Here is a 10,323-nt window from a genome sequence, read left to right on the forward strand (position 1 = left end):
CCGTTGACTGAACTCTCCCGCTTGCGGGAGGATGTTGCTGATGGGCCGCCGACTAGGCTTCCATGGCGGCGATCATTGCCGCCAGGACCTTGTCGCGAATCTCGTCGAGGTTGCCTTCTTGAAAGGCCCCTGCGGCGGCTTTATGGCCACCACCGCCAAAGTGACTGGCGATTTCGTTGGCATCCATCTGGCAGCGACTTCGCAGCGAGATCTTGAAGCCACCGCGTGGTTGGCCAATGAAGATGACCGCCGCTTTGGCGCCGCGAACTGCCAGCGTCATGTTGATGGAATCTTCGGTATCGCTGGGCACTGCACCGAGCGCTTCAAAGTCCTTGGATTCAACGTAGGTGTGCATCAACGCTCCGTCCAGTTCGGTGGCGGTGCGGGAAAGGATCAGCCCACGCAGTTTGATCTTTGCCAGCGTATCACGTTCATACAGGTCGGCATACATTTCGGCCGGCACGACTCCCGTGTCCATGAGTCGTGCGATGATGCGATAGGTTTCCGCGTTGACGCTGGGAAATCGAAACCAGCCCGTGTCCGTCGCGATCGCTGCGAAGAGTGGAGTGGCCATTTGGCGGGTCAGCGGAATCTCAAACGCGTCGGCCGCTTGCACGACCAGCGTGCCTGTCGCTTCGGCTTGATAGTCTTTGTACATCGTTGCACCGAGATCATCTTCGCCGACATGGTGATCCAGTACCATGCGATCTGCCTTACTGCGCTGAATCACATCCGCCATGTCGCCCAGTTGTCCCCAGGCGCTGGTATCGAGAATCAGAAAGCAATCTGGCGAAATGTCTTCGGGTTCCAAATCATTGTCGCCCAGCACTTCAATGGTGTTGGCGGGGTCGATGAACTGCAAGGCGGGCGGCGTGCGATGCGCGTTGATAATGCGAACGTCTTTGCCCAGCTTGCGCAGCAGGTGCGCCATCCCAAGTTCGCTGCCCAAGGCATCGCAGTCAGGTCGAACATGGCTTACCAAAACAAAGCTCTGGTAGTGTGAAATCTGATCGACAAAGCGTTTCCAGTTGATCATCGATTGGGTCATTGGGGTTTCTGCTCAGAGAGCCATAGTTGCTGTGCGGCGCTGACATCTTGATTCAGTTGATCGATCAAAGCTCGCTGATCTGCAAAGCTGATGACATCGCGCAGTTTGGAACGCAATTCGACCTGCAATTGGCTGCCGTACAGGTCGCCAGAGTAGCCGATCACATGGACTTCGACTTTGCCTTGCTGGCCGGATTGAAAGGTTGGACTGGGGCCTAGATGGATGGCAGCAGCATAGCGTTTTTCCCCGATACTTGCACTGCCCGCATACACGCCGGCTGGAGGAATCAAAACGTCAATGTCACCCAGGTTGGCGGTCGGGAATCCGATGGATCGGCCACGCTGGTCACCGGTGACGACCCGACCCGAAATCACATGCCGGTAATCAGCCAGCTGGATGGGGGATTCAATGTCTCCAGCTTCGATCCAGTTGCGAATCTTTGAGCTGCTAATGGTTTGATCACCACTGGTCTGCAGTGGCACAATCTGGCATTCGAGTTGATTTTGCAGGCTGAGTTGTCGTAGCAGATCCGTATCGCCGGCGCGAGCTTTGCCAAAGCAAAAGTTGGCCCCTTCGACCAAGCCCGCAACCTTTAGGTTTTGGAGGATCAGGCGTTGGAAAAAGGTTTCAGCGGTCAGGCTCAGTAGCTCCGCAGTCGTTTGACAGACCAGCAGATAATCAATCCCCAGCGGCTGCATCAGTTCTGCGCGCCGCTCGATGGTCGTCAAGCGAACGGGTACCGACTGGGGACGCAAGATCTTGATCGGGTGGGGGTGAAAGAGACAGGCAATCGCTGGCCCCGAAAGCTGGTCAGCCAGCCGACGAGTCTGTTTCAGTAAATGCTGATGCCCCAGATGGACGCCGTCAAAGTTCCCAATGCTCAGGACGCCACCGCGCAGGTCAACAGCGATACCGGCGTCCGTCATCGGTCGCTGATCAACGTCGGTGATGTGAACAATTTGCGTCACAATAGCAAGGCAAGGCGGAAAGGGAACCAGTAATGAACGGGCGCGCCTAAAGCGTACGCTTGATCCTACGTTTTGTGCAGCGTCTGGGGGCGAATTTTGGGCAAGTCGCAGTCGCGTTGTCCCATGCCTGATCACATTGGGACGTTGTAACTCCTCAGGCAGTGCCCCCGAACCGTCGCGGGGAAGGGGGCGCTCGCTTGACACCTGCGCCGCAGCGCCATTACGTTTTATCGGCGCGATCAATGCAGTGCCGCAAGCGTCCGTGTTCTTCCTACCAGGCCCCATTCGCAGGAAACGTCAGGCGTGAACCCAGCTTATTTGTTGATTCCGGCCGTCTTGTTCGTCCTGGGTGCCGTTTGGTGGTTTCGCTCGCGCTCGCTCCCGCCGACCTCTCTGATGATCGAGATTCGTGAGCTCTTGCGTGAGATGCAAGTGGTCGCTGCTGAGAATGTTCTGCCCGCATCAGACGGAACCTCGGTGCCGGGCATCGATCAAGCCACAATGCTCAAACTGACCGCTCAGCTTCGAAAGACGATTCGATTCGTCTATACGATCGAAGAGTCAGACGAGGGGCTAACGCATCGAGTGTCTTCGCAGTTGCTCTTGCCCAAGCCGGAAAAGTACCAGATTCAGTGCATGTTGATTGTGATGTTGACACTGAATCAGTGCCTGGAAGAGGCCGGGATGGATCCCAGAAGCGTTTCGTTTCAAATCGACAAATCAGAGCAGGGCACGCACTACTTGGCGATGGCACTGAGCAAGGCTCAGCACGATCAGTTGCTCGCTGCTTGAGCGATTGGGGCAGGCCGATACGATCGGGGGCGTTGTTCCACTGGTTCGTCAGCAGTCAGCAGCTGGCGGCTAGCGAAACAGCCACTTGGGTTTCCCGTTGCGAAGCCCGTCGATCAACACGGCCACAATGATGATCACGCCGATCATGATGTGGGTGTAGGTGTTGGGAATCGACAGCATCGTGCAGCCATTATCAATGACTTTGATGATCAGTGCCCCGACCAGTGTTCCCAGCACCGAACCGCGTCCACCGCTAAGGCTGCCGCCACCGAGGACTACTGCGGCGATGATCTGCAGTTCCAAGCCAGTCCCGTCTGACGGGTTGCCATTTTTGACGTTACCGAAGTAAAGCAGTGCCCCGAAGGCGACAAAGATTCCGGCAATGGCGTAGACCAAGACAGTCGTCAGTGGCACGTTGATGCCACAGAGCCGGGCGGTCTGCGGATTGGAGCCAACGGCGACAATGTTTCTGCCCAGGACCGTGTAACGCATCAATGCGGCAACGATGATCGCCAGCACGATGGTTAAGAGCACGCTGCCGGGGATGGGCAAGCCTGGGATGAAATAATCGGTTCCCCGTTTGCCGGTGTAACACAAGTTTTCAAGCCAGATCGGCAGGTGTCCTGGGCCTGGGTAGACCGTTGATTCGCTGGCCCAGATTTGCCCCAGGCCAAGGAAAATCGTCATCGTCCCCAGCGTCACAATGAACGGCACCATCTCGGTCAGCGAGATAATGATGCCATTGAGTAGTCCACACAGCACGCCAATGACGAGGCATAGGCTAAGCGCACCAACGATTCCCATGACCGCACCACTTTGCTCCACCGGCACCGTGTAGTCTCGAAAGGCCACCGCCAGAGCAGTGCAGGAAAGCGTGAGCGCCGTGCCCGCCGAAAGGTCAATGCCGCCGGCGATAATGATCATCGTCATGCCCAGCGCTGGCATGCCGATCAGCGCCGCCTGGTGAGTCACGACGCGCAGGTTGCGCAGGGTAGCAAAACCACCATTACCTAAGGCTACGTCTAGCAGTGCAAAGCAGAAGATGATGGCGATTAACGCCAAAATGGGGCCAATCTGAAACTCCGTCAGCAGTTTCAAGATCCCAAGGGCTCGTGATCCTTGCGCTGAAGGAGCTGATTCTGGGGCGTTCGCTGGGGACACGTCGTCCGTCATGGTGATTGTCTTCAGGTAACTTCAAAAAGCTTATCGATTTGTTACAGCAACCGCTGCGGCGAGCAACGATTCTTCATTCCAGTCAGCGGAGGCTCTGGTTTCCACGAGCTGTCCCCGATTCATCACGCCGATGGTGTCGCAGACAGCCAGTAGTTCCGGTAAGTAAGAGCTGACGAAAATCACCGACTTTCCTTGGGCGGCGAGTTCCCCGATCATGCGATAGATCTCAGCCTTCGTGCCAACGTCAATGCCCTTGGTAGGCTCATCCAGCAAGTAAATGTCAGCATCCTGGGCCAGCAATCGCGCGAAGGCGACCTTCTGCTGATTGCCTCCTGAAAGTTCGCCAATGGTTTGTTCAGCCGAATGGGCTTTGACTTCTACTTTCTTGATCCAGCCATTCGCGTCTTTTCGGCGCGACTTCAGGTCGACCAGCCCATAGCTTGAGTAACGCCGGTGATTGCCCATCGCCAGGTTTTCGGTGATGGACAACGATTGGGCGAGCCCTTCTGACTTGCGATCTTCGCTCAGCATGCCAATGCCCAGTCGGCGTCGTGCGCCAACGCTGCTTGGCAGGCGATTGCCATCCAAAGTCGCCACCTTGGACTTCGCAGGAATCAGTCCTGCCAGGCAACGCAGCAGCTCGCTGCGTCCAGCACCGACAAGCCCAGCGATTCCCAGGACTTCGCCATGGTGGAGCGTTAGGTCGGTATCGATCGGCATTGGCTTGGCAGAGAGCCCGGCGATTTCCAAACGCGCTTGGCCAATGTCATGCGGCACACTGGGAAACAAATCGTCAACGTCACGACCCACCATCAAGGAAATGATTTGATCGTCAGTGATGTCAGTAAGTTGTCCGCTGCCCACACTGTTTCCGTCTCGCAGGACAGCATAGTCATCGGCGACTTCGCGGACTTCTTCCAGAAAGTGACTGATATAGATGACGCCGATGCCATCATTGCGAAGATCGTTAATGATCCCGAACAGGCGTTGAACGTCCGCCGCAGGCAGCGAACTGGTGGGTTCGTCCAACAGGACAATCTTGGCCTGGCTAGCCAAGGCGCGCGCGACTTCAATCAACTGCTGAGTGGCAACGGATTGGTCGCCTGTGCGTGCTGTCGGGGACAGATGTCCCAGGCCGACGCGCTGGAGGCACTGGCGAACTTGGTCGCGCTGCGATCCACGGAGCAACAGCCCACCACCGGTGCCAGAGCGGCCCAGCATGATGTTGTCTTCAATGCTTAAGTCTGGGGCGAGCGTCAGTTCCTGGTAGACGATGCCGATGCCCAGACGGCGAGCGTCCAGGGGGGATCGAGGCTGGTATTCCAAACCATCCAGCCGCATCGTTCCCGAATCTGCATCGTGCGCACCACTAAGCGTCTTGAGCAGCGTGCTCTTGCCCGCTCCGTTTTCACCGATCAATGCCAGGACTCGGCCAGCATGAGCAGCCAAGTTGACCTGATCGAGCGCGATCGTTGGCCCAAAACGCTTGCTGATGTCGCAAACTTCCAGCAGTGGCTGGCTGGCCGTCGACGCGGACTGGGCAGCTTCACTGCCCGCCATGGTTGCTGAATCGCTAGTGCTCCCGGACATCTATTCTGCCAATTCTGGCTTAAGCAACTGCTTCATATCCTGATCGTTCATGTTGTCAGGGGTGGCCAGGTACTCACCGGTGCTTTGCACGGCATCAACCTTTTCACCTTGCAGCGTTTTGGCCAGTGTCATCACTGATTGATAGCCCATTTGCACTGGGTCTTGTAGGACGATGCCATCGCATTGATCGGATTTCATTGCTTCGATCAGCGCTTCACTGGGGTCAAAGGCAATGAACTTTACTTTGCCGTCCAAGCCAGCGTTTTTCAGCGATTCCAGTGTGCCATTGGCGTTCGGTTCACAGACCGCAAAGATGCCTGCCAGTGATTCGCCATGAACTTGCAACAGTTGGTCGGCGGTTTCTTTGGATTTTGTTGCTGTATCGCCGGCATACTGGTCAGATGAAACCACTTTGATTTCAGGATAGGCACCAATGGCTGACAGGAATCCTTCTTCGCGTTTCTCCGTTGACTCGCTGCCGGCGATGTAACGCAATAAGATGACGTTTCCTTTCTCCCCGATTGCTTTAGCCAGCGCGTGACCGGCGATCTCGCCACCTTTGAAATTGTCCGTGGCTACATAGCTAACGATTTCGGGGCCTTCATCCAAACCGCTGTCAAAAATGACCACTGGGATTTCCTCGTCAATGGCTTCTTCGACCACATCGACTAAGCCACCTTTTTGATTCGGTGCCAGAATGATTCCATCGACTCCCATCGTGATCATGTCTTTGACCACAGAGATTTGGCTGGCGGTGTTGCTTTCAACCACTGGGCCTCGATAGACGATTTCAATGTTGCCAACGAGTGCTTCAGCTTTGGCCGTGTCGCCACTCTCAACCGCTGCCTGGTGGGCGGCGTTAAGCTCCTTGGCTGCCTTTTGAGCACCAAAATGAACGGACTTCCAAAACTCGTGGCTCGTGCCCTTGGGAATCACTGCGATGCGAGTTTTCTTGGGGCCGCCATCGCCACAGCCAGTCAAGCTCATCGTGGCAAGCATTGCCACCAAGGCAGTTCCGGCGATCCGTTTGAGATGATTGGCAAACGTTGCTGAGTAGGATTTCAATGAAGACGATGGCTGTTGTGTCATGCGATCGGAGGGGAAGAAGAATTGCGTCAGGCGCCGTCGAGGAGGTCTTAGACGCCCAAGGAAGGGAAGGACCATTATGATAACTAAAAATGTCTGATTGTGGATAACAACATCAGCCGGATCCAACGCATCGCCTCAAATTTTAAGCGTCGATCCGCGGCCCCCAGGCTTGTGGACCGTTCAGGGGCTTGGGGAGCTGGTTGCGGATTCCGACGCCTGAATGCTTTGCGAAAGCGAGTCCAGCAGGTCGGTGCAGATCATGCTGGCCTGGCCGTGCTTTCGAGCAGCAAAGTCACCGGCCAAACCATGCAGGTAGACACCCAGTTTGGCGGCGGCCTCAGTCGGCATCCCTTGACCAAGTAAAGACGTGATGACACCGGTCAAGACGTCGCCGCTGCCCGCGGTGGCCATGCCCGGGTTGCCGGTCGGATTGGTAGATCGACCGGCCTGTTGCGGAGTGACAATCACGGTGGGGCCGCCTTTGACAACCACGGTCAAGCCATGCTGAGTGGCCAGTCGCTGGGCAGCGTCGATTTGAGCCGCCCGGTCGGTGGCGGGAATGCCTGTCAGGCGAGCGAGTTCACCCGGGTGAGGTGTCAGAATTAACGTCCGTTGCTGATCGACTGTGGCGTCTTGAGGATCAGCGGCGAGCAGGTTTTGTGCGGCGATGACATTCAAACCGTCAGCGTCGATCACGCGGGGGAGTTGTGTCTGGCTCAGGATCGCAGTGATCAATCTGACGGATCCTGTCCCGGTTTGCATGCCAGGTCCGATACCAATCGCATCATAAGCAGATAAATCGGGCAGCTGTGCGGTTGCCGCAAAGGTTCCCGTCGTTTGGTTGTCTGCCAGTGGGATCGTCATCACGCCGGGATGAAAGCCCGCGACGGTTTCCAGGATAGCATCCGGCACCGCGGCTGAAACCAGCCCGGATCCACTTCGCAGGGCGGCCACAGCAGACAAGGAAATCGATCCGGCCATGCCACGCGACCCGCCGATCAGCAGGACGCGTCCACAGGAGCCTTTGTTTGCATCGCTGCGTCGTTGGGGAAGCGAAGCAGGGCAGGGCGGTACGGTTTGTTCACTCATCTTTGCTGTCCCCTTTTTGTGGTTGTTTATTCTGCCAGGGCGCGACGACCAATCCTGCCAGGTAGCCGGCTTTGAATCCCGCGTCAACATTGACCACCGCGACATTCGAGGCGCAACTGCTGAGCATCCCCAGCAGTGGTGTCAGTCCGCCCAGCGTGGCGCCGTAGCCGACACTGGTGGGGACGGCAAAAACGGGGACGGATAAATGGCCGCCGACTGCCGCCGGGAGCGCACCTTCCATGCCAGCGATCACAATCGCCGTGCGAGCCTTGCGCAGGTTGGGAACCGCGCTAAGCAATCGCTGGGGGCCAGCGACGCCAATGTCATGGTATTCAACGACGTCCACCTGCATCCAGCGTAGCGTCTCCAGGGCTTCGGCGGCGACCGGAGCATCGGTGCTGCCCGCGGTGATCAGAGCGACATGAGGGCGATGAAGGATCTCCTCTTCGCCCCCTGCCGGTTGGTCTTCTAAAGAACACATCCAACGCAGCGTTCTGGCCAGCGGGTGGTAGTGGATCCCGCAGGCCGGGCCGCCCAGTCGTTCCAGCACCTCGTCGGCTTGCTCGGGTGAAACTCGCGTCGCCAGTGCATGCTGGCCCGCTGTCTGCTGCTGTTTCATGATGTCCGCGATCAGGCTAGCGGGTTTGCCTTCGCCATAGATCACCTCCGGAAAGCCACAGCGTCGTTGGCGGTCGAAATCCAGGGTTAAGTGTTCGCTGCGGTTTGTGGTTGTAGTCGACGATTCAGATGAATGGGTTCCCAGCAGCTCCAGGACTTGCGGGATCGCTGATTCCACCGGGCATTCTCCGGTGGCGATCTTGGTCAGCAAGTCAGCGAGTTTGGGGAGCGACGGCTCTGACGAGGTCTGGGCGGGCTGATCAGGGGTCATGCGACGAGTCGATGGTTGGGCGTGTTTGGCGGAGATTGGTTGGCCAGTTTTTCGGCGGAGCACGGCCAGGGTTTCCGCGGAGCAGGGCCAGTTTGTCGGCGGAGCAGGGCAGTGTGGTAGGCAAATGGTCCGCTGTCGTGAATCTGCCAAGGTTTGCCGCAGCTTTCAATGCCAGAAACGCTCAGCGGGGGTTCGCAATTCGCCCGCGCGCTGGTTCAATAGCTTATCGCCGGTCCCCCAGTGTTCGCTGAGGTTTTGGCAGCACGGTTAGCAGAAGCAATCTTTCCCGTTTAGTAAAGGCGACTCATGTCGACAAAAAAGTGTGTCTTGGCCTATTCAGGTGGACTCGATACCTCCGTTATCTTGGGCTGGCTGCAAGACCAGGGCTATGAAGTTCATGCAGTGTATGTGGATCTTGGTCAACCATGCGAAGACCGTGATGCGATCATGCAAAAGGCACGGGACTGTGGTGCCGCGTCGTCTCGATTGATTGATGTTCGCGAAGAACTGTGCCGTGACTTTGCGTTCCCAGTCTTGGCGTGGCAGGCCAAGTACGAGCAAATTTACCTGCTGGGTACCAGCATCGCTCGTCCGCTGATCAGCAAAATCTGCTTGCAGGTTGCTCGGGAAGTGGGAGCCGTCGCCTACGCACACGGTGCCACAGGAAAAGGCAACGACCAATGCCGTTTCCAGCTGGCCGCTGAAGCATTGGATCCCAAAGTGGAAATGATCGCTCCTTGGCGAATCAAAGAATTCCGCGATGCCTTCCCAGGGCGTACCGAATTGATCGCCTACTGCGACGAAAAGAACATCCCCGTGAAGGCTTCGACCGCCAAACCCTACAGCAGCGACGAGAATGTTCTGCACATCAGTTATGAAGCTGGTGACTTGGAAGAGTTGGACGTCAACGGTGTTGAACTGGTTGAATTCGGCATGGGCGTCAGCCCACAAGAAGCTCCTGATGAAAGCGAAAGTGTTACAATCGGCTTCAAGGCCGGTGTGCCCACGACCTTGAACGGTCAAGAGGTCAACGCTTTGGAAATGGTCGAACAGCTGAACGACATTGCCGGACGCAATGGCATCGGCCGAATCGACATGGTCGAAAACCGATTTGTCGGCATGAAGAGCCGCGGCGTTTACGAATCGCCCGGCATGACGGTCTTGTACGACGCCTTGATGTACATCGAACAGTTGACGATGGACCGCGACCTGATGCACCTTCGCGATCGTCTGGCGCCTGAAGTCGCAGAAATGGTTTACTACGGCTTCTGGTACACGCCCAAGATGGATTCCTTGATGTCCTTTATCAAGGAAGCTCAGTCGCAGACCACCGGCGAGGTGATCTTGAAGTTGTACAAGGGCAACATCTCGGTGGCTTCACGGCAAAGCCCAAACAGTTTGTATGACGCCGAGATCGCGACCATGGAAGGCGGTGGTTCGTACAACCAAGATGACGCAGAAGGGTTCTTGCGGATCCATGGCTTGCCAAGCCGAGTCCAGGGAACCGTCACTCCACGCGAATACTGATCCCGAGTTCCGTCAACGGTTCTTTCCGCATCACCCTTCCGCTTGCGGGAGCGGCTGTGTTAGATGTCAAGCGTTTTGTGGATTTTCCCATGCTGTATTTGTTTTGACCATTGTGTTGAGTGTGATGAGGATTTTGCGCATGCATGCGGTAATAACGA

General features: G+C 56.7%; 9 protein-coding genes. 2 read left to right on the top strand and 7 right to left on the bottom strand.

Annotated features, from left to right (window positions below):
• Window positions 1-52: 52 nt before the first annotated feature.
• A complete protein-coding gene (locus tag SV7mr_RS04385) occupies window positions 53-1,048 on the bottom strand; it encodes a DHH family phosphoesterase (protein ID WP_419188078.1) in 996 nt (331 codons plus the stop codon).
• Window positions 1,045-2,016 (bottom strand): riboflavin biosynthesis protein RibF, encoded by a 972-nt coding sequence (gene ribF, locus SV7mr_RS04390; protein WP_419188079.1) that lies wholly within the window; start codon window positions 2,014-2,016, stop codon window positions 1,045-1,047. The genes SV7mr_RS04385 and ribF overlap by 4 nt, the downstream gene beginning before the upstream one ends.
• A gap of 303 nt (window positions 2,017-2,319) precedes the next feature.
• Here ribF and SV7mr_RS04395 point away from each other — a divergent pair, with 303 nt between their 5' ends.
• Window positions 2,320-2,808, top strand: a complete 489-nt coding sequence (locus SV7mr_RS04395) for a hypothetical protein (RefSeq protein ID WP_145269575.1) — start codon at window positions 2,320-2,322, stop codon at window positions 2,806-2,808.
• Window positions 2,809-2,877: 69 nt separating this feature from the next.
• Here the strand turns inward: SV7mr_RS04395 and SV7mr_RS04400 are convergent, their stop codons facing one another.
• The 5 genes from SV7mr_RS04400 to larB form a co-directional block, all read right to left on the bottom strand.
• Window positions 2,878-3,981 carry an ABC transporter permease gene (locus SV7mr_RS04400; protein WP_145269577.1) on the bottom strand — a complete coding sequence of 368 codons (1,104 nt, stop codon included), beginning with the start codon at window positions 3,979-3,981 and terminating at the stop codon, window positions 2,878-2,880.
• Window positions 3,982-4,011: 30 nt separating this feature from the next.
• A complete protein-coding gene (locus tag SV7mr_RS04405) occupies window positions 4,012-5,571 on the bottom strand; it encodes a sugar ABC transporter ATP-binding protein (protein ID WP_419188080.1) in 1,560 nt (519 codons plus the stop codon).
• The gene (locus tag SV7mr_RS04410) at window positions 5,572-6,660 is read right to left on the bottom strand and encodes a substrate-binding domain-containing protein (RefSeq protein ID WP_419188081.1); all 1,089 of its coding nucleotides are present in this window, start codon (window positions 6,658-6,660) and stop codon (window positions 5,572-5,574) included. It abuts the gene before it with no gap.
• Between the two features lie 180 nt (window positions 6,661-6,840).
• Window positions 6,841-7,749, bottom strand: coding sequence for an NAD(P)H-hydrate dehydratase (locus tag SV7mr_RS04415; RefSeq protein WP_145269579.1), 909 nt, complete (start codon window positions 7,747-7,749; stop codon window positions 6,841-6,843).
• Window positions 7,742-8,638, bottom strand: a complete 897-nt coding sequence (larB, locus tag SV7mr_RS04420; RefSeq protein ID WP_145269581.1) for a nickel pincer cofactor biosynthesis protein LarB — start codon at window positions 8,636-8,638, stop codon at window positions 7,742-7,744. The genes SV7mr_RS04415 and larB overlap by 8 nt, the downstream gene beginning before the upstream one ends.
• A gap of 306 nt (window positions 8,639-8,944) precedes the next feature.
• On the opposite strand from larB, the gene SV7mr_RS04425 reads away from it, so the two are divergent.
• Window positions 8,945-10,165 carry an argininosuccinate synthase gene (locus SV7mr_RS04425; protein WP_145269583.1) on the top strand — a complete coding sequence of 407 codons (1,221 nt, stop codon included), beginning with the start codon at window positions 8,945-8,947 and terminating at the stop codon, window positions 10,163-10,165.
• The last annotated feature ends 158 nt before the right edge of the window (window positions 10,166-10,323 follow it).

This window comes from Stieleria bergensis (assembly GCA_007745635.1).
Taxonomy (GTDB): domain Bacteria; phylum Planctomycetota; class Planctomycetia; order Pirellulales; family Pirellulaceae; genus Stieleria; species Stieleria bergensis.

Coding starts and splice junctions, on each gene's coding strand:
- SV7mr_RS04385 (WP_419188078.1), bottom strand. CDS start 1,048: ATGACCCAATCGATGATCAACTGGAAACGCTTTGTCGATCAGATTTCA.
- SV7mr_RS04415 (WP_145269579.1), bottom strand. CDS start 7,749: ATGAGTGAACAAACCGTACCGCCCTGCCCTGCTTCGCTTCCCCAACGA.
- SV7mr_RS04405 (WP_419188080.1), bottom strand. CDS start 5,571: ATGTCCGGGAGCACTAGCGATTCAGCAACCATGGCGGGCAGTGAAGCT.
- SV7mr_RS04410 (WP_419188081.1), bottom strand. CDS start 6,660: ATGACACAACAGCCATCGTCTTCATTGAAATCCTACTCAGCAACGTTT.
- SV7mr_RS04400 (WP_145269577.1), bottom strand. CDS start 3,981: ATGACGGACGACGTGTCCCCAGCGAACGCCCCAGAATCAGCTCCTTCA.
- larB (WP_145269581.1), bottom strand. CDS start 8,638: ATGACCCCTGATCAGCCCGCCCAGACCTCGTCAGAGCCGTCGCTCCCC.
- SV7mr_RS04425 (WP_145269583.1), top strand. CDS start 8,945: ATGTCGACAAAAAAGTGTGTCTTGGCCTATTCAGGTGGACTCGATACC.